Here is a 19,615-nt window from a genome sequence, read left to right as displayed (position 1 = left end):
TTCCCGATTAGGACAGGGTCATCAGGTCCGAACGCTCGAAGTTGCGCAGCTCGTCTTCGCGACCGTCGCGGATCTTGGCGACCCACTGAGGATCGGCCAGCAGCGCGCGGCCGACGGCGACCAGATCGAATTCCTCGTTCTCCAGACGGCGCAAAAGACCGTCCAGCGAAGCGGGCTTTGAACCTTCGCCGCCGAAGGCCGCTATGAACTCGCCGTCCAGGCCCACGGATCCGACGGTGATCGTGGGCTTGCCCATCAGCTTCTTGGTCCAGCCGGCGAAGTTCAGGTCCGAGCCTTCGAACTCCGGCTCCCAGAAGCGCCGCTGCGAGCAGTGGAAGACATCGACGCCGGCGTCCGATAGTGGCGTCAACCACTCGACCATCTGTTCCGGCGTCTCGGCGATGCGGGCCGTGTAATCCTGCAGCTTCCATTGCGACAGGCGCAGGATGACGGGGATGTCGTCGCCGACGCCTTCACGCACCGCCTTCACGACCTCGGCGCCGAAACGGGCGCGATCCGCGATGGTCGGTCCGCCCCAGCGGTCCTCGCGCGCATTCAGGCCGCTCCAGAAGAATTGGTCGATCAGATAGCCATGGGCGCCGTGGATTTCGACAGCGTCGAAGCCGAGGTCTCGAGCCGCGCGGGCCGACCGGCCGAAGGCGGCGATTGTGTCGGCGACGTCCTCCTCCGTCATCGGCTCCAGCCTGGTCTTGCCCGGCATGGTCATGCCCGACGGACTGTCCACCTTGCCCAGAGGCGCCCAGTCATCGCCGCGTCCGCGGGCCGAGCCCACGTGCCAGATCTGTGGCGCGATCAGACCGCCGGCGGCATGAACCTCTTCCACCACCGACTTCCATTCCGGCAGCGCTTCGCCGTGGAAGACTGGAACATTGGCGTCGTTGCGCGCCGCCGGACGCTCGACGACCGTGCCCTCGGTCACGATCAGGCCCACCCCGCCCTCGGCGCGACGGCGATAATAGGCGGCGACGTCGGAGCTCGGGATGCCGTTCGGCGAGAAGGACCGCGTCATGGGCGCCATGACGATGCGGTTGGGCAGGGCCAGCCCCTTGATCGTGAAGGGGCTGAACAGGGCGTCGAGGCTCATCGTATCTCCTTGGGTATCTGTAGCACCCAAGGTGGCGAACAGGGTTGCGTTTGAAAACCCCTTGCGGCGGCTTTTTCTATAGCCCGAGCGCAGAGGACACGCGCGCGGCGATTTCGGCGAAGCGGTCGGCGATATCGCCCTGTGGATCGGTTGCGACCGGCGGTCGTCCGGCATCGCCGCCCTCTCGTAAGGCGGCGTCCAGCGGCAAGGCGCCCAAGAATGGGATGGACAGGCGCTCGGCCTCGGCCTTGCCCCCGCCTTCGCCAAAGACTGGCCCGCTCATGTTCTCGATCAGGCCAAACGTCGGGACATTGACGCGCTGGAACAGGGTGTGGGCGCGCCGGGCATCGGCCAGAGCGACTTCCTGCGGCGTCGAAACGATCACCGCCCCATCCAGGGGCGTCTTCTGGATCAGCGTCAGCTGGACATCGCCCGTGCCCGGCGGCAGATCGACCACCAGCACGTCCAGCGGCGCATACGCCGTTCCCCAACGCGTCTGGGTCAGCATCTGCGTGATGGCCTGCGACGCCATGGGTCCGCGCCAGATCATGGCGTCGTCCATCTTGGTCAAAAGGCCGACCGACATGGCCTTCAACCCGTGAGCGACGTGCGGCACGATGGCGCCGTCCTCGTAGGCGGGTTGGCCGCTGATGCCCAGCATCGTCGGCAGCGACGGCCCATAAACATCGGCGTCGAGAATGCCGACCGAAAGCCCGCGCGCCGAAAGTGCGGCGGCCAAGTTCACCGCGACGGTGGACTTGCCGACCCCGCCCTTGCCGCTGGCGACGGCCAGGACGCGGCGGACATGGGGGGGACGATCTGTGGGGACCGGCGCCTTGGCGCGGCCCTGATCAACGGCCGCCTTGGAAAGGCCCGCCGTGCGCGGCGCAGCAGTAGGCTGGGTCTCGGCGGTCAGAATGACCGAGACGCGCGCCATGCCGGGAATGGCCTTCAGCGCAGCCTCCGCTTTGTCACGAACCGGCGCGTAGGCGGCCGCCTGGCTGCGATCGACTTCCAGAGCAAACCCCGCGCGATCCTCGGCCACGACCAATCCCTGAACCAGACCGGCGGCGACCAGCCCCTGGCCGGAAACCGGATCGATGACGGCGTCCAGGGCGGCGATGACGGCGGTGCGTTCGACCAAGGCGATCTCCAAGGGACTTGCAGGCGATGATGCGCGCGTTCTATCGCCCTCGAACCCTTCCCGCGAGCCACGATTTGTCCAAGCCGCCCCCAATCACCCTGATCGCCGGCCCGACCGCGTCAGGCAAGTCGGCGCTGGCGCTGAAGATGGCGCGTGAAACGGGCGCGGTGATCATCAACGCCGACAGCCAGCAGCTTTACGCCGACCTGCGCATCCTGACGGCCCGCCCGTCGGTTGAAGATGAAGCCCAGGCCGATCATCGACTGTATGGCGTCGCCGACGCGGCGGACGCCTGGTCCGTCGGACGCTGGAGCCGCGCTGTGATGGCGTTGCTCGACGACCTCCGGGATCAAGGCCGTCCGGCCATTCTGGTGGGCGGGACCGGCCTTTATTTCACCAGCCTGACACGCGGTCTGGCCGATATTCCCGCGGTGCCGAGCGCGGTGCGCGATCAGATGGATGCCGACTACAAGGCGCTCGGCGAGTCAGCTTTCCGTCGGCGCCTGGCCCAGATCGATCCCGAGGCGGCCCAGGCCATCGAACAGGGGGACCGCCAGCGACTGGTGCGAGCCATGAGCGTCTTCATCGCCAGCGGCCGCGCGTTGAGCGCCTGGAAGGCCGACACTCAGCCCTTGTTGGCGCCGGGTTCATGGACCGGATGGGTCAGGGAGCCTGAGCGCCAGCAACTCTATGCAAACTGCGACCAACGCGTGGACCTGATGATCGATCAGGGAGCGATAGACGAAGTCCAAGCCCTCATGGACCGTGGATTGAGCCCCGCCCTGCCCGCCATGAAGGCGGTCGGCGTCAGAGAACTGGCCGCCTACCTATCCGGCGATCTGGCCCGCGACGAGGCGATCGCCGCTCTGAAACAAGCCACCCGCAACTACGCCAAACGTCAGCTGACGTGGTTTCGAAACCAGACGCCGGACTGGCGCCGCGCCTGAGAAATAATCCGGCGCTTGGAATGCCTCACGGCTGCGCCTATATTCGTCTGGTCCGGTTTCGGCCGGACTATGGCGATAAACGCGCTTGTAATAAGCGGACCGGACCCGGGTGCGATTCCCGGCGGCTCCACCAACTTTCTCCCCGCGTTATCGGCGGAGGCAGCATGGGGCCGACTAGCATCGACGGACGTGTAAAGAGGATTGCTTTCGCTCGTCCTGGCCCACCGTATCGGGCCATTTTCTAACTGCGAACGATAACTTCGCTGGAGAAGTCGCTCTCGCCGCGTAATGCGGTTCGGGTGATTTCGAATCTTAAGTCCTAGGGGTTCAGATCCTTGGGCGGGGCCTGTCGGGAGCCTGGCAACAGAATCCCGGCATTTTCCAAAAGATGATCGGGAGCCCGGCGTCAGAATCCCGGAGCTTTACCTTCATGACACCTTTCGCCTGCGGCCCCGCGCCGCTATCAGTCGCGCTCTGATGTGAGGTGACGATGAGCGACCAGGCCCCTCCGGTCGATGAGATGCGGTACGAACAGTTGGCGCAGGAAGCCCTGCGCGGCGTCATGCGCGCCGCGCTTGAACGCGTGCTGGCCGAGGGCCTGCCCGGCGCCCACCACTTCTACATCACCTTCAAGACGCGCGCCGTCGGCGTCAGCGTAGCCCCTGACATTCTGGCGAAATATCCGGAAGAGATGACGGTCGTTCTGCAGCACCAGTACGACGACCTGCGCGTCGAGTCTGAGCGTTTCTCGGTCAAGCTGCGCTTCGGCGGCATGCCCAAGAGCCTGGTCATCCCCTATTCCGCGATCACGCGCTTCTACGATCCCAGCGTCCAATTCCTGCTGCAGTTCGAAGACCCGCAGCTTCTGGACGAGGTCGAAGACGAGCCGACCCCGCCCCAGGACATGCCGCCGATTTCGGACGGCCCCAAGGTCGTGTCTCTGGACCAGTTCCGCAAGAAATAGCCGCCGCTAGTCTTTACGTGGATAAGAGCGGATCAGGATCCGCTCTCTTTCGCCTTCACGTCGTTCGACCAGCAGCCGCGCGACCTGTGCGTCGTCGTGGAAAAGGTAGCCTTTGATGGAGTCGAGTAAGGCCTTGGCCAGGTTGTCGAGGTCCATCCACGGCGGCTCGCCAACATGCTCCATGCGGATTTCTACGACATGGTCGCCCCATGATGGTCTGGCTCCGCGCCATTCCTTGCGCATGAACTCATAGACCAGCGGCTTGTAGTATTTGGCCTGGGTCGTCAGGCCGTCGATGACGATCTCGACCGCATCGCCATCCTCTCGCGCCCTGACCTTGCCGGTCCCGGTCCAGCCAGCGGTCACGGTCGCATCGACTTTATGCAGACGGCGGGCGCAGCATCCAGCAAGCGCGCGGAGCGGATCGCTACGGGCGGCGTAAGCTGCTCCTCCGAATTCGCGGGCATCCGCTGGATTCTGCGCGCGACATCCAGCCCTTCGACCACAGCGCCGAATGCGGCGAAGCCCTGCCCGTCAGGATTCCGCCCTCCGCCAAAGTCCAGGCTCGGCGTATCTTGTGTGACGATGAAGAAGCTCGATGTGGCGCTGTCCGGTCCGTCCCGCGCCATGGACACCGCGCCGGCCGTATGGCGCAGGCCAGTGTCTCTTGTCCGTTCAAGAGTGATCGGCGGTCGCGAGGCGTCGTCGCTGCCCCGTGGGGTCGCCGCCTGGATCACGTCGATGGGATAGCGGCTGGCGGTATTGGTTTCGCGGCTGACGGTTCTGAAGAACGTCCCCCCATCGTAATCACCCGTCACGACGTAACTGATGAAGTTGCATGTCGTGATCGGCGCAGAGGCCGCATCCAGTGCCAGCACGATCGTGCCGGCTGTTGTGTCGAGCGCCACGCGGGGCATTGTCGGTTCAGGCTGAACAGTCGCGCAGCCCGCCAGCCCCGACAGCGCCGACAGCGCCGCCACGGCGATCAACCCTCGTCTCATATCCGCGCTCTTCTTGCCCTGCATGGCTCTCGTGCTACACCGCCGCGCAACCCATCGCCACGCCTGAGAGACGAGATTTACGCGCATGAGCAACGTCCGGACAGAGACTGACACCTTCGGCCCGATCCAAGTCGCCGCCGACCGCTACTGGGGCGCTCAGGCGCAGCGATCGCTGGGCAACTTCAAGATCGGCTGGGAGAAGCAGCCCCTGCCGGTCGTGCGCGCCCTGGGCATCGTCAAGCGTGCGGCCGCTGAGACCAATCGTGACCTGGGCAAGCTGGATCCGGCCCTGGCCGACGCCATCATCAAGGCCGCCAATGAGGTTATCGAAGGCAAGCTGAACGACCACTTCCCGCTGGTGGTCTGGCAGACGGGTTCGGGCACCCAGTCGAACATGAACGCCAATGAGGTGATCTCGAACCGCGCGATCGAGATTCTGGGCGGCGAGATGGGCTCCAAAAAGCCCGTCCACCCGAACGACCACGTCAACATGAGCCAGTCGTCCAACGACACCTATCCCACGGCCATGCACGTCGCCTGCGCCGAACAGGTGGTCAATGACCTAATCCCGGCGTTGAAACATCTACACGCCGCGCTGGACGCCAAGGCCAAGGCCTGGGCCCACATCATCAAGATCGGCCGCACCCATACCCAGGACGCCACGCCTCTGACGCTGGGCCAGGAGTTCGGCGGCTACGCCCAGCAGGTTGAGAACGGCATCAAGCGCATCGAACAGACGCTGCCGGCCCTGATGGAACTGGCGCAGGGTGGCACCGCCGTCGGCACCGGCCTGAACGCGCCCATCGGCTTCGCCGAGAAGGTTGCAGCCCAGATCGCCGAGATCACCGGCCTGCCCTTCACCACGGCGCCGAACAAGTTCGAGGCCCTGGCCGCCCACGATGCCATGGTCTTCAGCCACGGCGCCATCAATACGGTCGCCGCCAGCCTGTTCAAAATCGCCAACGACATCCGATTCCTGGGTTCCGGCCCGCGTTCGGGTCTGGGCGAACTGGCGCTGCCGGAAAACGAGCCGGGCTCGTCGATCATGCCGGGCAAGGTCAACCCGACCCAATGCGAGGCCCTGACGCAGGTCTGCGTCCAGGTGTTTGGCAACAACGCCGCCCTGACCTTCGCCGGATCGCAAGGTCATTTCGAGCTGAACGTCTACAATCCCGTGATGGCCTACAACTTCCTGCAGTCGGTGCGCCTGGTCGCCGACGCGGCTATCAGCTTCACCGACAACTGCGTCGTCGGCATTGAGGCGCGCGAGGACAATATCGCGCGCGGCCTGAACAACTCGCTGATGCTGGTCACCGCCCTGAACGGCAAGCTGGGCTATGACCTGTGCGCCAAGATCGCCAAGACCGCGCACAAGAACGGCACCACGTTGCGCGAAGAAGCTGTCGGCGGCGGCTATCTGACGGACGCCGAATTCGATGAAGCCGTGCGGCCGGAAAAGATGATCTCGCCGGGCTGATCCCATCCAAGATCGGGATTTTTGAAACGCCGACGTCGTCTGACGTCGGCGTTTTCGTTTGGGTCAGGCCTTTTCGCGGATGGTGCGTCCGACCGGCGCCAGCGCCAGCTTGGCCAGTTCGAGATCCTTCAGCGCGAACGGAATGCCGATGATGGAGATGAACTCCGCCACGGCGATGATCAAATGCGTCAGGGCGATGTACCAGCCGGCCACGACGAACCAGACGACGTTCAACACGACGCCGACACAGCCAGCGACGGGATGCGTGTCCTGCCACACGATCTCGCGGCCGAAGGGCCAGAACGAATAACTGGCGATGCGCCACGCCGCGAACGTCCATGGCAGGCCGACGACGGTCAGCGCCAGGATCGCGCCGCCCAGCAGCCACAGCAGGCCGGAAATCCAGCCGCCGAAGATGAGCCAGAGGATATTCAGGATTAGGCGCATCAAGACAGGCTCCATGGTCGCCCAAATGCGACGTAACTCAGATAAGCAAAAGGCCCCGCTTATACAGCGGGGCCTCTATTAAATCGGCGTCAGATCGGCCTTAGTGCGGCTTCTCGGTCCAGCGCGCTTTAGCGTCGTCTTTGGTCAGGCTCAGATGGACGTGCTTGTCATCGACCCGTTCGACCCAGCTGACCGGAATCATGTGGTGCTTGAAGCCGCCGGCGAAATCCAGCTTCGCCAGTTCGATCTGGTCGCCCAGGACGTGATCGACCCGGCCCACGTGACCGCCGTCCGAGCCTACGACTTCGAGGTGTTCCTTGATGAGCGAAACGTCGACCATGTGTATCTCCAGCAGTTTGGTTTGTCCTGCCGATGAGAACACACCCGACCTTCGACGGTTTCAAACGGCGACGCTTGTTCATCGCCTTGATGACAGGATTGGCCAGGACGCGGTAGAAGCCAGCGTTCACACGGAACCGGAACTCAAGACATGCGGCGGATTGGATCAGGCCTGTTGGGCGTCCTCATGGCCTTGGCCTTGTCGGCGTGTGGAACACTGGATCGCCCGAGCGGCCCTCTTCGGATTACCGACGGCACGCTCGTCAAGGCGGAAGACCCTCGCATCCGCGCCAGCGACAGCGCGCGTTTGCAGGCCTTCACCCAGGAAATCGGTCAGCGGCTTCGGCCCGACAAGCCAACCTCGATCCTGGCGCTGTCCGGCGGCGGCGCAAATGGAGCCTACGGCGCCGGGCTGCTGGTCGGTTGGACCGAACAGGGCGATCGCCCCGCGTTCGACGTCGTCACCGGCGTCAGCACCGGGGCCCTTGCCGCGCCATTCGCCTTTCTTGGAAGGGATTGGGACGACGAACTTCAGCACGCCTATACCAGCGGCGCCGCCAGCAAGCTGCTGAGCTGGCGCAGTTTCGCCGCCTTCCTGAACCCGAGCCTGTTCTCGTCACAGGTCCTCCGCAATCTGGTGGACGAGAACGTGACCCCTGAACTGATGCAGGCCGTCGCGCGCGAGCACGCCAAGGGCAGACGCCTGCTGGTGGCGACGACCGATCTGGACAGCGAGGAAACCGTCATCTGGGACATGGGCCTCTTGGCGACCCAAGGCGATGAGAACGCCCGCGAGCTGTTCAAGGAGGTGCTGGTCGCCTCGGCCAGCATTCCCGGCGTCTTCCCCCCGGTTCTGATCGCCGGGCTTCAGGAGGACGACAAGGTGGTTCTGGAAATGCACGTCGACGGCGGCGTCAACACGCCGTTCCTGGCCATCCCTGAAGACCTGATGCTCTGGACCCGCCCAAAGGACGAAGGCCGCGTCGGCGCCCTCTACGTCATCGTCAACGGTCAAGTTGGCCGCAACGACGGGGTCACGCCCGGCCGGCTGTCGGCGATCCTGGCGCGGACCTATGACAGCATGAGCAAGTCGTCGCTGCGCATCCATCTGGCGGTGACGGCGGCGTTCGCGCGGCGCAATGGGCTGGACATGGCCCTGTCGGCCATTCCAGACAATGTCGCCGCCTCCAGCCTGAAGTTCGATCAGGAGACGATGAGCGCCATGTTTGAGTTGGGCCGCCAGCGCGGGCGCGGCGCCGACGCCTGGACACGGCTGGGCGAGCGCCCGGCGGACCAGCCCTTCATCCCCCAGACGACGATTTCGGAGTCTGAAGTGCCGGCTGTGCTGACGCCCGAGCCCTCGGCCAAACCGTCGGCCGATGCGCCCCCCGCTGACAAGCCCAGGTCGTAGTCATGGGTGAGATCATCAATCTGAACCGGGCGCGAAAGGCCCGCGCCAAGGCCGAGGACAAGGCGCTGGCTGCCGCCAACCGCGTGGCGCACGGACGCTCCAAAGCCGAGAAGACCCTGTCCGCTCTTGAGCGTCAACGCGCCGAGAAGCAGCTGGACGGTCACAAGCTGGAGCCGAAATCCGACAACTGACGGCTCAGGCCTTGGGCGCGCGGACCAGCATGACCTGCCCCGCCAGCACAAGCGCCAGTCCGATCAGGGCGCTCCAGCCGAAACGCGCGCCCTCGAACAGCACCGACACCAGCATGGCGATGGGCGGCGTCAAAGCCGAGATGTAGCTGGCCAGGGCATAGCCGCGTTGACGCGCGATTGTGAAATATAGCCCGAACGCGATCACCGATCCGAACAGCGACAGATAGAGGAGCGACAGGACATAAGGCGGCGTCGGCTCGATCCGCCACGTCATGCCGGTCGCCATGCCGTACAGCGCCAACATCCCCGTGCCGTAGGCCATCGCCCAGGAGGTGGCGGCCATGACGGGCGCGCCCGCCTGCTGGCCTTTCCAGGCGAACCAGTTGCCGAGCGCCGAAGCCAGGACAGCGGTCAGGGCGAAGATGACGCCCAGCCCCGGGTTGAGGCCGGCGCCCGCCGCCGTGATCTGGGCGTAGGACAAGACCCCGACGCCCATGACACCCAATACTGCGCCGATCCACGCCGCCGGCGCCGCCTTCTGTCCGCCCAGCAGCCGAAACAGGATCAGGTTCACAAAGGCCAGGGCAGCGAAGATCACCGCGACCACAGCCGAAGCCACCTGCCCCTCCGCCGCATAAACGAAGCCATAGCTGACCGCGAACACGAAGGCGCCCTGCCCGATGGCGGCCAGATGCTGGCTGCGCGTCAGACGCAGCGGCCGGCGCGTCACGGCGCAGAAAGCGAACAGGACCGCCGACGCCAGACCAAACCGCCAGACGATGGAGACGATGGAATCAACCGGCCCCAGCTGCAGGGTGATCGCGTACAAGGTCGTACCCCAGATCAGGGCGCAGATGGCGATCGCGACGATCGCAAAGGGGCGGCTCAAGGGTTGACCTCCGGCGGTGGACGGCCCGCATAACACGCTCTGGCGCCACGCGCCCTCACGTCTTGCGCCTGACTGTGACACACTGGGCGCCGCGAAGGAGATCACCATGCGAAACGCACCCCTCATCCTGCCCGCCGCCCTGGTCTTGGCGGCCTGCGCCGCCACGCCGGACATGACGACCGGAACGACGGTCGTAAACGTGACCGCCACCTATCGCGAACGGATCATGCTGCCGCCCGGACATGTTCTGACTGTCAGGGTTGAGGATGTCAGTCCGGCCGACGCGCCCGCCAAGGTCCTCGCCGAGACCGGCGAGCCGCTGGCCGGCGCCCCGCCCTATCGCGTCACCCTGGGCTTTCCCACGTCTCAGATCGATCCGCGCCACACCTACGCCGCGCGCGCCGAGATTCGCGACGCGGCCGGCGCCCTGGTCTTTGTCACAGACACGCGCCACGCGATCCTGACGAGCGGCGCGCCGGCCTCGGCCGAGATCGTGCTGAAGTCCGCGCGTTGAGCAGCCTTACCAAACGCTCGGTTGCGCTCGCCGGCCATGCCACCTCGGTGGCGCTGGAGCCGGAATTCTGGGCCGTGCTGGACCGGATCGCGGCTGCCCGCAGCCTCAGCAAGGCTCAGCTTCTGGCTGAAATTGACGCCGGTCGCGGCCGACGTCCCCTCGCCTCCGCCTGTCGCCTATTGGCGCTGGACTGGGTGGCGGATCATGGACGTCAAACGTGAACGGCGCCTCGAAGATCGGCTAGTCGTCGCGGCCGCGCCTGCCCTGGTCGTCTATAGCTTCCGATCGGCTGATCAACTGCACCTCATCTGAAGAGGCGTCGCCCGTTTCGACGACCGCCACCCAGATCGCCATGATGGCGAACATCGCGGTCATGCCCAAGGCAAAGGCGATCCAGCCCGCCCGCCCGTTCGGCTTGCGGCGCGTCGGCCCTTGCTGGTGATCGTCGTGCTGCATTGCAGCTAGGAACCGACCCTCGCCCGCACGGTTCCGAGCTTTCGTCATGGGCGGCCCTGACTTTGTCGCGCGGTCACCTTATGTTCCGGTTCGATTCTGACTGACGGATAGTTTTGCGCCTGTGACTGATCTTCCCGCCCCCCGCATTTCCGACCTCGCGCGCGCTCGTGCGCCCGAGGACGAGGCGCCGCGCGATTATCTGAAAGGGCTGAACCCAGAGCAGCGCGAGGCGGTCGAGACGACCGAGGGCCCCGTGCTTGTGTTGGCGGGCGCAGGCACGGGAAAAACGCGCGTCCTGACGACACGACTGGCGCACATTCTGGCGACAGGCCGGGCCAAGCCGTGGGAGCTGCTGGCTGTCACCTTCACCAACAAGGCCGCGCGCGAAATGCGCGAACGCATCACCCATCTGATCGGCCCCTCGGCCGAAGGCCTGCGCTGGCTCGGCACCTTCCACTCGATCGCCGCCCAGATCCTGCGTCGCCACGCCGAACTGGTCGGGCTGAAATCCAGCTTCACCATCCTAGACACCGACGACCAAGAACGGGTGCTGAAACAGCTGCTGGAAGCGGCCAACATCGACACCAAACGCTGGACGCCCAAGTCGCTGTCCGGCCTGATCGATCACTGGAAAAACCGGGGCTGGACGCCGGACAAGCTGCCGCCGGGCGAGGACTTCGCCAACGGCAAGGGTCAGGGCCTGTACGCCGCCTATCAGGCGCGCTTGCGCAGCCTGAACGCCTGCGACTTCGGCGACCTGCTGCTGCACAACATCACCATTCTGTCGCAGCATGCGGACCTGGCTGAGGAATATCGCCGTCGCTTTCGCTACATCCTGGTGGATGAATATCAGGACACCAACGTCGCCCAGTATCTGTGGCTGCGGTTGTTGACGGCCTCGACCGGCAACGTCTGCTGCGTCGGCGACGACGACCAATCGATCTATGGCTGGCGCGGGGCCGAGGTGGACAACATCCTGCGCTTCGAGCGGGACTTCCCTGGCGCCAAGATCGTCAAGCTGGAGCGCAACTATCGCTCGACCAGCCATATCTTGGGCGCGGCGTCCGGCCTGATCGCCGCCAACCGCGACCGTCTGGGCAAGACCCTGTGGACCGAGGACAACAGCGGCGACAAGGTGCGCGTGCGCGGCGTCTGGGACGGCGAGGCCGAGGCAAGGCTGATCGCCGACGAGATCGAGACCGCGCGGCGTCCCCACGCCGGCGAACCGGGCCTGAAATACAAGGACATGGCCATTCTGGTCCGCGCCTCGTTCCAGATGCGCGCCTTCGAGGAACGGCTGGTCATGCTGGCCATCCCCTACACCGTCATCGGCGGGCCGCGCTTCTTCGAGCGCGCCGAGATTCGCGACGCCCACGCCTATCTGCGCCTGATCCTGTCGGAAGACGACGACCTCGCCTTCGAGCGGATCGTCAATGTGCCCAAACGCGGCATCGGCGACACCAGCGTGCAGAAAATCCTGCAACTGGCCCGCCAACACGACCTGTCAGCCCTGACGGCCGTGCGAGGGCTGATCAACACCGACGAGCTTCAGGCCCGCACCCGCACCGCCCTGTCCAACTTCGTGCGCGACATCGACCGCTGGCGTCAACTGTCCGAGACCACGCCCCATTGGCAGGTCATGGAGACGGTGCTGGAGGAGAGCGGCTACACCGACATGCAGAAGGCCGACCGCACCAGCGGCCAGACCCGCCTGGAGAACCTGAAGGAACTGACCCAGTCGATGCAGCAGTTCGAGACGCTTCAAGCCTATCTGGAGCACGTCTCTCTGGTTATGGATCTGGAGCGCGCGACCAGCGACGATCCCAACGGCGACGGCGCGGTGCAGATCATGACCCTGCACGGCGCCAAGGGGCTGGAGTTCCCGCTGGTCTTCCTTCCGGGCTGGGAGGAAGGCGTCTTCCCCAGCCAGCGCAGCATCGATGAGAAGGGCGAAAAAGGCCTCGAGGAGGAACGTCGCCTGGCCTACGTCGGCGTCACCCGCGCCAAGCAGGACGCCCGCATCTCCTTCGCCGCCAATCGGCTGGTCTATGGACGCTGGACCTCCCAACTGCCCAGCCGCTTCGTCGACGAACTGCCCATCGCCCACGTCGATCCCCAATCCGACACCGGCTACTACGGCGCATCGACCGGCATGAAGGAGGCCAAGAGCCGCTGGGACGATGCGCCATCGTTCGGCAGCGGCTATTCCTCCCCGGGCTGGAAACGCGCCCAATCCTTCACCGCCGCCCAGACCCCAGCCAAGATCCCGGCGCGCAAGGCCGTCATCGAAGGCGACGGCCGGCTGATCGCCACCGCCGACCCCAAGTCCAGCTCGGGATGGAAGAAGGGCGAACGCGTCTTCCACCAGAAGTTCGGCTACGGGAACGTGCGCGTCATCGAAGGCAACAAACTGCTGGTCGAATTCGAAAAGGCCGGTGAAAAGCGCGTCATCGACAGCTTTGTCGAGAAGGCCTAACCCGGCGTCCTAACGCAACGAACGGAGCCGACCATGGCGGGCCTAAAGGACAAGCGCGGCTTCATCGACAAGGACCGCATCGACCTGACCGAGCGTCAGTCGGTCGAATACTGGATGAAGCGCTGGGGTGTGACCAAGGACCAGATCACCGCCGCCCACCGCAAAGTCGGTCGCATGACCAAGGATATCGCGGCGGAATTGGGCAAGAAGCGCTGACGCCGCCTGCCTGAAACGAAAAACGGCCTCGGAGCACTCCGGGGCCGTTTCGGTTTCGGGCCTAGATGTGGATCACACGCCCATAGGCGTCCAGCGCCGCCTCGTGCATGGCCTCCGACATGGTCGGGTGCGGATAGACGATCCCGTGGATATCTTCCTCCGTCGCCTCCATGGTGATGGCGGTGACATAGCCCTGGATCATCTCGGTCACTTCATGACCGATCATGTGCGCGCCGATCAGGGCGCCGGTCTTGGCGTCGAAGATTACCTTGACGAACCCGTCGGTGTCGCCTGAGGCGATCGCCTTGCCGTTCACGCGGAACGGGAAGCGGCCGATTTTCACGTCGCGCTTTTCGGCGCGCGCAGCCTGTTCGGTGACGCCGACCGAGGCCACTTGCGGCTGGGCATAGGTGCAGCCGGCGATGGGCGAATGGACGTTGGGTGTCTCGTGGCCGGCGATATGTTCAGCGGCGTGGATGCCTTCGTGCGACGCCTTGTGCGCCAGCCAGGGCGCGCCGGCGCAGTCGCCGATGGCGTACAGACCCGTGACGTTGGTCTGGCAGTGGGCGTCGATCTTGACGTGGCCGCGGTCCATTTCCAGACCCAGTTCTTCCAAGCCGATGCCGTCGGTGTTGGCGGTGATGCCGACGGCCGAGATGCAGACCTCGGCCTCCAGCGTCTCGGCCTTGCCGCCGATCTCCACGGAGACCTTCACGCCCTTGGCGTCCTTGCTCACCTTGGTGACCTTGGCGCCCAGCTTGAACTTCATGCCGCGCTTTTCAAACGACTTCTGGGCCGCCTTGGAGACCTCTTCGTCCTCGACCGGCATGATGCGATCCACCGCCTCGACCACGGTCACGTCACAGCCTAGGGCGCGATAGAAGCTGCCGAACTCGATCCCGATGGCGCCCGAACCGATCACGACAATCGACTTGGGCATGAATTTCGGCGCCATGGCCTCGCGATAGGCCCAGATGCGATCGCCGTCGGCTTCAAGCCCGATCTGCGGCAGGGCGCGCGCACGGGCGCCGACGGCCAGCATGACCGACTTGGCCTCCAAAGCGCGCGAACCGCCCGCTTTTAGAGCGACCACGACCCTGGGGGCGGCGGCGCCCTTCTCCAGCTTGGCCGAACCCTCGATCACCTCGATCTTGTTTTTCTTCATCAGGAAGCCGACGCCCTGATTCAGCTGTTTGGCCACGCCGCGCGAGCGCTGGATGATGGCGTCGAAATCGAACGACGCGCCGGACGCCGACAGGCCGTACTCCTTCAGGTGGCTCAGGCTCTCGAACTTCTCGCCCGACTTCAGCAGAGCCTTGGTCGGGATGCAGCCCCAGTTCAGGCAGATGCCGCCCAGGTTCTCGCGCTCGACGATGGCGACCTTCAGGCCCAACTGGCTGGCGCGAATGGCCGCGACGTAACCGCCGGGGCCCGAGCCGATGACGACGAGATCGAATTCAGCAGCCATTAGATCAACTTCTCGATGTCGGCCTTGATGGCCTCGGGTTCAGTCTGCGGAGCATAGCGGGCGACAACCCTGCCCTCGCGGTCGGTCAGGAACTTGGTGAAGTTCCACTTGATGGCTTTGGACCCCAGGAAGCCGCGCTTCTGTTCGGTCAACCAGGCGTAAAGCGGATGTCGATTCGGTCCGTTGACCTCCACCTTGTCGAACAAGGGGAAGGTCACATCGAAACTTGTGGCGCAGAAGGCGGCGATTTCCGCCGCCTTGCCCGGCTCCTGCTCGCCAAACTGATTGCAGGGAAAGCCCAACACCTCGAACGGCTGATCAACAAACGTCCGGTGCAGCTTTTCCAGACCGTCGTACTGGCCGGTGAAGCCGCACTTGGACGCCGTATTGACGATTAGCAGCGCCTGACCGCGAAAGCGATCGAGCGAAACGTCCGTGCCGTCGATGGCGCGGGCGGAGAAGTCATAGACCGAGGTCATGACCTCACTCTCCCCTTAGGCCAGCATCGCGACGGGATCTTCGATCAGCGGCTTGAACGCCTGCAGGAAGCGGGCGCCGGTCGCGCCGTCCACCACGCGGTGATCGCAGGTCAGGGTCACGGTCATGACCGTGGCGGGCACGACCTGGCCGTTCTTGACGACCGCGCGTTGCTCGCCCGCACCTACGCTCATAATGCAGCCCTGCGGCTCATTGATGATCGAGGTGAACTGCTTGATGCCGAACATGCCCAGATTGGACACCGAGAAGGTGCCGCCCTGGAACTCTTCGGGCTTCAGCTTACGGTCGCGGGCGCGCTTGGCCAGGTCCTTAGACTCGGTCGCGATCTGCGCCAGACCCTTGGTTTCGGCCTTCTTGATGATCGGGGTGATCAGGCCGCCGTCGATCGCCACCGCCATGGAGACATCGGCGTTGTGGTGCATGGCGATGCCTTCGGGCGTGTAGGAGGCGTTGGCCTCCGGCACCATCTTCAGGGCCAGGGCGGCGGCCTTGATGACGAAGTCGTTGACCGAGACCTTGATCCCTTGCGGCTCCAGCATCTTGTTGACCTTGGCGCGCACGGCCATCAGCTGGTCGATCTCGCAATCGATGAACAGCGGGAAGTGCGGGACGTTCTGGACGCTGTCGACCATGCGACGCGCCACCGCCTTCTTCATGCCGTCCAGCGGGATCAGGTCGTAGCTGCCGTCCGGAATGCCCATCTGCGCCAGCGACTGCGCCTTGCGCGGCTCCGCTGCGGTCGCGGCGGGCGACGCGGATGCGGTCGCAGGTCGGGCCGACGTCTTGCCGGCGGCCTCGACGTCGCGCTTGACGATGCGGCCGTGGGGACCGGTGCCCTTGATCGACTTCAGATCGACGCCGTTCTGCGCGGCGATACGTCGAGCGAGCGGCGACGAGAAGATGCGATCTCCGCTGTCCGACTTCGTCGCGGCGGGCGCCGGAGCGGCGGTGGTAGCTGTTTTGGGCGCCTCGGCAGCCGCCGGAGCGGCCTCGGCCTTCGGCGCCTCTTCTGCCTTGGCCGCGGGTTTTTCAGCCGGCTTGGGTGAGGCCGCGCCGCCCTCGTCCTTCAGGCGGGCGATGGGCGTATTGACCTTCACGCCTTCCGTGCCTTCAGCGACCAGGATGTCGGTGACTTCGCCCTCGTCCACGGCCTCGACTTCCATCGTCGCCTTGTCGGTTTCGATCTCGGCGATCACGTCGCCGGCGGAGACGATGTCTCCGACCTTGACGTGCCACTTGGCCAGAACGCCCTTCTCCATCGTCGGAGACAGGGCCGGCATCAGGATGTCGGTCATCAGGCGTTCCCCCCGGTTGGCGTAATCGGTTCGGCGACAGTGCGGACGTCATTCGCCTTCACCACTTCGCTGAGACCTTCGAGGATGCGGTGGTAGGCCGCAGTTTCATCGTGTTGGTGCCGCACGGCATACCCATGCGCCATATGTCGAGCTGCATAGGCCAGCAGCCGGCCAAACTGTATGGGATCGTTGAAGGCCGGCTTGACGGACATCACCGGCTCGTCCTTCGACCACCACATCCGAAGGACTTCGATGGCCTTCGGGTCAGCAGCGACGCTGTCTGGCGTCGTCAGCATGAACTCCGATGCCTCGGTCATGCCATCACCTGCTTCACGGCCGCGATGATCTTATCCACGCCTGGCAGCGACAACACTTCCAGATTGGCGGCGTAGGGCAGCGGCACGTCTTCCTGGTGCACGCGCAGCGGCGGGGCATCCAGATAATCGAAGGCGTGTTCGATGACGCGGGCCACGACCTCGGCGCCAACGCCCATCGGACCCCAACCCTCTTCGGCCGAGACCAGGCGGTTCGTCTTCTTGACGCTCTCGACGATAGTCTCGTGATCAAGGGGACGCAGAGTGCGCAGGTCGATCACCTCGGCTTCGACACCCTCCTCGGCCAGCTTCTCGGCGGCCTGCAGGGCGAAGCCGACCATGCGGCTGTGGGCGGTGATGGTGACGTCCTTGCCTTCGCGGCGGACCTTGGCCTTGCCGATCGGCAGGACATAATCCTCGACCTCCGGCACGTCGAACTCCAGGCCGTACATCATCTCGTGTTCGAGGAAAACGACCGGGTTCGGGTCGCGGATGGCGGCCTTCAGCAGGCCCTTGGCGTCGGCCGCGTCATAGGGTGCGATGACCTTCAGACCAGGCACCTGAGCATACCAGGCCGAATAGTCCTGGCTGTGCTGGGCGCCGACGCGCGAAGCAGCGCCGTTCGGACCGCGGAAGACGATTGGCGCGCGGATCTGACCGCCAGACATGTAGAGCGTCTTGGCGGCCGAGTTGATGATGTGGTCGATCGCCTGCATGGCGAAGTTGAACGTCATAAACTCGACGATCGGCTTCAGGCCCGACATCGCGGCGCCGACGCCCAAGCCGGCAAAGCCGTGCTCGGTGATCGGGGTATCGACGACGCGCTGGTCGCCGAATTCCTGCAGCAGGTCGCGGCTGACCTTGTAGGCGCCCTGATACTGGGCGACTTCCTCGCCGATCAGGAAGACGCGGTCGTCGCGACGCATCTCTTCGGCCATGGCGTCGCGCAGGGCGTCGCGCACGGTCGTCTTGACCAGTTTGGCGTCAGCCGGAATTTCCGGGTCGCGCAGTTCGACCTTGGGCGTCGCGGTCTGGGCCGGGGCCTTTTCGGGATCGCCGGTCTTGCCTTCGGCCGCAGCCTTGGGCGCCTCAGCGTCGCCCTTGGCGGGTTCAGCCTTGGGCGCAGGGGCCGCTGCGCCGTCTTCGCCGGCCAGACGCGCGATCGGCGTGTTCACCTTGACGTTCTCGGAGCCTTCGGCGACCAGGATTTCCAGCACTTCGCCTTCATCCACGGCCTCGACTTCCATCGTGGCCTTGTCGGTTTCGATCTCGGCGATCACCTGGCCGGCCGACACGGTGTCGCCCGCCTTGATGTGCCACTTGGTCAGCGTGCCCTCTTCCATCGTGGGGGACAGCGCCGGCATCAGAATGTCGGTCACGGATCAGGCCTCCACGTAGACGTCGGTATAGAGCTCGGACGGATCGGGTTCCGGGCTCTCTTGGGCGAATTGAACAGCTTCGGCGACGATCGCCTTGATCTCGTTGTCGATGGCCTTGAGCTCGTCCTCGGTCGCATTGGCGGCCGACAGCAGCGTCTTCAGGTGATCGATCGGGTCGCGGGTCTTCTTGACCTCATCGACCTCTTCCTTGGTCCGGTATTTGGCCGGGTCGGACATGGAGTGACCGCGATAGCGATAGGTCTTCACTTCAAGGATGAAGGGACCGCCGCCTTCGCGGGCGCGCTTGACCGCACGGGCCGTTGCGTCGCGCACGGCCAGCACATCCATGCCGTCGACCTGTTCGCCCGGAATGCCGAAGCTGGCGCCACGCTGATACAGCTCGGTCGTGGAGGACGAGCGTTCGATGCTCGTGCCCATGGCGTACTGGTTGTTCTCGATGATGTAGATGGCCGGCAGCTTCCACAGCTGCGCCATGTTGAAGCTTTCGTACACCTGCCCCTGGTTCGAGGCGCCGTCGCCGAAATAGACGAAGGCCACCGAATCGTCGCCGCGATACTTGCCGGCGAAGGCCAGGCCGGTGCCCAGCGCCACCTGGGCGCCGACGATGCCGTGACCGCCGTAGAAGCCGGTCGGCACGTCGAACATGTGCATCGAGCCGCCCTTGCCCTTGGACGAACCGCCGCTGCGGCCGGTCAGTTCGGCCATGACTTCCTTGGGATCCATGCCGGCGGCCAGCATGTGGCCGTGGTCGCGGTATCCGGTGATGATCTTGTCATGGCCCTGTTTGACGCTCTCCTGAACGCCGACAGCCACGGCTTCCTGTCCGATGTACAGGTGGCAGAAGCCGCCGATCAGACCCATGCCGTAGAGCTGGCCCGCACGCTCTTCGAAGCGGCGGATCAGAACCATCTCGCGATAGAAGCGCAGAAGGTCTTCCTTGGACGCCGTCGGCGTGTTGGGCAGTTTGTCAGGCGTGGTCGTCTGAGCGGATTTGGCTGGGGCTTTCGCCATCCGGTATCTCCCGGCTAGGCGCCGAGAACCGACGCCTTCTTATCGTTACGGA

At 64.9% G+C, this 19,615-nt stretch carries 23 protein-coding genes and 1 other RNA gene; 10 read left to right on the top strand and 14 right to left on the bottom strand.

Features of this window, described 5'->3' with window-relative positions; translation table 11 throughout:
• Positions 1-7: 7 nt before the first annotated feature.
• Complete coding sequence (locus HF680_RS03555; RefSeq protein ID WP_045810799.1) at positions 8-1,105, bottom strand: NADH:flavin oxidoreductase; 1,098 nt, start codon at positions 1,103-1,105, stop codon at positions 8-10.
• A gap of 76 nt (positions 1,106-1,181) precedes the next feature.
• On the bottom strand, positions 1,182-2,249 hold the full coding sequence (locus HF680_RS03550; protein ID WP_045810874.1) for an Mrp/NBP35 family ATP-binding protein: 1,068 nt from the start codon (positions 2,247-2,249) through the stop codon (positions 1,182-1,184).
• A 74-nt stretch (positions 2,250-2,323) separates the two neighbouring features.
• On the opposite strand from HF680_RS03550, the gene miaA reads away from it, so the two are divergent.
• From miaA to HF680_RS03535, 3 genes are all read left to right on the top strand, one after another.
• Positions 2,324-3,196 (top strand): tRNA (adenosine(37)-N6)-dimethylallyltransferase MiaA, encoded by an 873-nt coding sequence (gene miaA / locus HF680_RS03545; protein ID WP_185224078.1) that lies wholly within the window; start codon positions 2,324-2,326, stop codon positions 3,194-3,196.
• 11 nt (positions 3,197-3,207) lie between these two features.
• Positions 3,208-3,575: a transfer-messenger RNA gene (ssrA, locus tag HF680_RS03540) on the top strand.
• Between the two features lie 111 nt (positions 3,576-3,686).
• On the top strand, positions 3,687-4,160 hold the full coding sequence (locus HF680_RS03535) for an SspB family protein (RefSeq protein WP_184278155.1): 474 nt from the start codon (positions 3,687-3,689) through the stop codon (positions 4,158-4,160).
• A 6-nt stretch (positions 4,161-4,166) separates the two neighbouring features.
• Here the strand turns inward: HF680_RS03535 and HF680_RS03530 are convergent, their stop codons facing one another.
• On the bottom strand, positions 4,167-4,547 hold the full coding sequence (locus HF680_RS03530) for a RusA family crossover junction endodeoxyribonuclease (RefSeq protein WP_205196010.1): 381 nt from the start codon (positions 4,545-4,547) through the stop codon (positions 4,167-4,169).
• Complete coding sequence (locus HF680_RS03525) at positions 4,523-5,185, bottom strand: peptidylprolyl isomerase (RefSeq protein ID WP_205195899.1); 663 nt, start codon at positions 5,183-5,185, stop codon at positions 4,523-4,525. The genes HF680_RS03530 and HF680_RS03525 overlap by 25 nt, the downstream gene beginning before the upstream one ends.
• Positions 5,186-5,246: 61 nt before the next feature.
• Between HF680_RS03525 and fumC the strand changes: the two genes are divergently transcribed.
• Positions 5,247-6,638 (top strand): class II fumarate hydratase, encoded by a 1,392-nt coding sequence (gene fumC / locus HF680_RS03520; protein ID WP_185224076.1) that lies wholly within the window; start codon positions 5,247-5,249, stop codon positions 6,636-6,638.
• Between the two features lie 63 nt (positions 6,639-6,701).
• On the opposite strand, the gene HF680_RS03515 is transcribed toward fumC, so the two are convergent.
• Positions 6,702-7,088, bottom strand: a complete 387-nt coding sequence (locus HF680_RS03515) for a YccF domain-containing protein (RefSeq protein ID WP_185224075.1) — start codon at positions 7,086-7,088, stop codon at positions 6,702-6,704.
• A gap of 97 nt (positions 7,089-7,185) precedes the next feature.
• A complete protein-coding gene (locus HF680_RS03510) occupies positions 7,186-7,425 on the bottom strand; it encodes a DUF2171 domain-containing protein (RefSeq protein WP_185224074.1) in 240 nt (79 codons plus the stop codon).
• 150 nt (positions 7,426-7,575) lie between these two features.
• Between HF680_RS03510 and HF680_RS03505 the strand changes: the two genes are divergently transcribed.
• On the top strand, positions 7,576-8,835 hold the full coding sequence (locus tag HF680_RS03505) for a patatin-like phospholipase family protein (RefSeq protein ID WP_185224073.1): 1,260 nt from the start codon (positions 7,576-7,578) through the stop codon (positions 8,833-8,835).
• A gap of 2 nt (positions 8,836-8,837) precedes the next feature.
• Entirely contained in the window at positions 8,838-9,026 is a 189-nt protein-coding gene (locus HF680_RS03500) for a DUF4169 family protein (RefSeq protein WP_185224072.1), read from the top strand.
• 4 nt (positions 9,027-9,030) lie between these two features.
• Here the strand turns inward: HF680_RS03500 and HF680_RS03495 are convergent, their stop codons facing one another.
• Positions 9,031-9,915: a DMT family transporter gene (locus HF680_RS03495; protein ID WP_185224071.1), complete on the bottom strand. Its 885-nt coding sequence runs from the start codon at positions 9,913-9,915 to the stop codon at positions 9,031-9,033.
• 106 nt (positions 9,916-10,021) lie between these two features.
• Between HF680_RS03495 and HF680_RS03490 the strand changes: the two genes are divergently transcribed.
• Entirely contained in the window at positions 10,022-10,429 is a 408-nt protein-coding gene (locus HF680_RS03490) for a YbaY family lipoprotein (protein WP_185224070.1), read from the top strand.
• The gene (locus HF680_RS03485) at positions 10,426-10,650 is read left to right on the top strand and encodes a ribbon-helix-helix domain-containing protein (protein ID WP_039243685.1); all 225 of its coding nucleotides are present in this window, start codon (positions 10,426-10,428) and stop codon (positions 10,648-10,650) included. The genes HF680_RS03490 and HF680_RS03485 overlap by 4 nt, the downstream gene beginning before the upstream one ends.
• Before the next feature lie 19 nt (positions 10,651-10,669).
• Here the strand turns inward: HF680_RS03485 and HF680_RS03480 are convergent, their stop codons facing one another.
• On the bottom strand, positions 10,670-10,933 hold the full coding sequence (locus tag HF680_RS03480) for a hypothetical protein (RefSeq protein WP_156146784.1): 264 nt from the start codon (positions 10,931-10,933) through the stop codon (positions 10,670-10,672).
• Positions 10,934-11,006: 73 nt separating this feature from the next.
• On the opposite strand from HF680_RS03480, the gene HF680_RS03475 reads away from it, so the two are divergent.
• Both HF680_RS03475 and HF680_RS03470 read left to right on the top strand, forming a co-directional pair.
• On the top strand, positions 11,007-13,361 hold the full coding sequence (locus HF680_RS03475; protein WP_185224069.1) for an ATP-dependent helicase: 2,355 nt from the start codon (positions 11,007-11,009) through the stop codon (positions 13,359-13,361).
• A 33-nt stretch (positions 13,362-13,394) separates the two neighbouring features.
• The gene (locus HF680_RS03470; protein ID WP_026108366.1) at positions 13,395-13,577 is read left to right on the top strand and encodes a DUF3606 domain-containing protein; all 183 of its coding nucleotides are present in this window, start codon (positions 13,395-13,397) and stop codon (positions 13,575-13,577) included.
• 61 nt (positions 13,578-13,638) lie between these two features.
• On the opposite strand, the gene lpdA is transcribed toward HF680_RS03470, so the two are convergent.
• The 6 genes from lpdA to pdhA are packed head-to-tail and all read right to left on the bottom strand — an operon-like array spanning position 13,639 to position 19,563.
• Positions 13,639-15,045 carry a dihydrolipoyl dehydrogenase gene (gene lpdA, locus HF680_RS03465; protein WP_185224068.1) on the bottom strand — a complete coding sequence of 469 codons (1,407 nt, stop codon included), beginning with the start codon at positions 15,043-15,045 and terminating at the stop codon, positions 13,639-13,641.
• The gene (locus HF680_RS03460) at positions 15,045-15,524 is read right to left on the bottom strand and encodes a glutathione peroxidase (RefSeq protein ID WP_045810790.1); all 480 of its coding nucleotides are present in this window, start codon (positions 15,522-15,524) and stop codon (positions 15,045-15,047) included. The genes lpdA and HF680_RS03460 overlap by 1 nt, the downstream gene beginning before the upstream one ends.
• 15 nt (positions 15,525-15,539) lie before the next feature.
• On the bottom strand, positions 15,540-16,838 hold the full coding sequence (locus tag HF680_RS03455) for a pyruvate dehydrogenase complex dihydrolipoamide acetyltransferase (protein ID WP_185224067.1): 1,299 nt from the start codon (positions 16,836-16,838) through the stop codon (positions 15,540-15,542).
• A complete protein-coding gene (locus HF680_RS03450) occupies positions 16,838-17,155 on the bottom strand; it encodes a DUF5076 domain-containing protein (protein WP_045810788.1) in 318 nt (105 codons plus the stop codon). The genes HF680_RS03455 and HF680_RS03450 overlap by 1 nt, the downstream gene beginning before the upstream one ends.
• Complete coding sequence (locus HF680_RS03445) at positions 17,152-18,531, bottom strand: pyruvate dehydrogenase complex E1 component subunit beta (RefSeq protein ID WP_045810787.1); 1,380 nt, start codon at positions 18,529-18,531, stop codon at positions 17,152-17,154. Before HF680_RS03445 ends, HF680_RS03450 begins: the two co-directional genes overlap by 4 nt.
• 3 nt (positions 18,532-18,534) lie before the next feature.
• Positions 18,535-19,563 carry a pyruvate dehydrogenase (acetyl-transferring) E1 component subunit alpha gene (pdhA, locus tag HF680_RS03440; protein ID WP_039243674.1) on the bottom strand — a complete coding sequence of 343 codons (1,029 nt, stop codon included), beginning with the start codon at positions 19,561-19,563 and terminating at the stop codon, positions 18,535-18,537.
• Positions 19,564-19,615 lie beyond the last annotated feature (52 nt).

It is taken from the genome of Brevundimonas huaxiensis (assembly GCF_014218725.1).
Classification (GTDB): Bacteria; Pseudomonadota; Alphaproteobacteria; order Caulobacterales; family Caulobacteraceae; genus Brevundimonas; species Brevundimonas huaxiensis.
This window is presented reverse-complemented; position numbering and strand designations above follow the sequence as displayed.

Excerpts from the sequence above, each read along its gene's own strand:
- HF680_RS03510 (WP_185224074.1), bottom strand. The coding sequence starts at position 7,425 with ATGGTCGACGTTTCGCTCATCAAGGAACACCTCGAAGTCGTAGGCTCG.
- HF680_RS03455 (WP_185224067.1), bottom strand. The coding sequence starts at position 16,838 with ATGACCGACATCCTGATGCCGGCCCTGTCTCCGACGATGGAGAAGGGC.
- HF680_RS03450 (WP_045810788.1), bottom strand. The coding sequence starts at position 17,155 with ATGACCGAGGCATCGGAGTTCATGCTGACGACGCCAGACAGCGTCGCT.
- HF680_RS03460 (WP_045810790.1), bottom strand. The coding sequence starts at position 15,524 with ATGACCTCGGTCTATGACTTCTCCGCCCGCGCCATCGACGGCACGGAC.
- lpdA (WP_185224068.1), bottom strand. The coding sequence starts at position 15,045 with ATGGCTGCTGAATTCGATCTCGTCGTCATCGGCTCGGGCCCCGGCGGT.
- HF680_RS03490 (WP_185224070.1), top strand. The coding sequence starts at position 10,022 with ATGCGAAACGCACCCCTCATCCTGCCCGCCGCCCTGGTCTTGGCGGCC.
- HF680_RS03555 (WP_045810799.1), bottom strand. The coding sequence starts at position 1,105 with ATGAGCCTCGACGCCCTGTTCAGCCCCTTCACGATCAAGGGGCTGGCC.
- fumC (WP_185224076.1), top strand. The coding sequence starts at position 5,247 with ATGAGCAACGTCCGGACAGAGACTGACACCTTCGGCCCGATCCAAGTC.
- HF680_RS03480 (WP_156146784.1), bottom strand. The coding sequence starts at position 10,933 with ATGACGAAAGCTCGGAACCGTGCGGGCGAGGGTCGGTTCCTAGCTGCA.
- HF680_RS03505 (WP_185224073.1), top strand. The coding sequence starts at position 7,576 with ATGCGGCGGATTGGATCAGGCCTGTTGGGCGTCCTCATGGCCTTGGCC.
- HF680_RS03525 (WP_205195899.1), bottom strand. The coding sequence starts at position 5,185 with ATGCAGGGCAAGAAGAGCGCGGATATGAGACGAGGGTTGATCGCCGTG.
- HF680_RS03535 (WP_184278155.1), top strand. The coding sequence starts at position 3,687 with ATGAGCGACCAGGCCCCTCCGGTCGATGAGATGCGGTACGAACAGTTG.
- HF680_RS03500 (WP_185224072.1), top strand. The coding sequence starts at position 8,838 with ATGGGTGAGATCATCAATCTGAACCGGGCGCGAAAGGCCCGCGCCAAG.
- HF680_RS03470 (WP_026108366.1), top strand. The coding sequence starts at position 13,395 with ATGGCGGGCCTAAAGGACAAGCGCGGCTTCATCGACAAGGACCGCATC.
- pdhA (WP_039243674.1), bottom strand. The coding sequence starts at position 19,563 with ATGGCGAAAGCCCCAGCCAAATCCGCTCAGACGACCACGCCTGACAAA.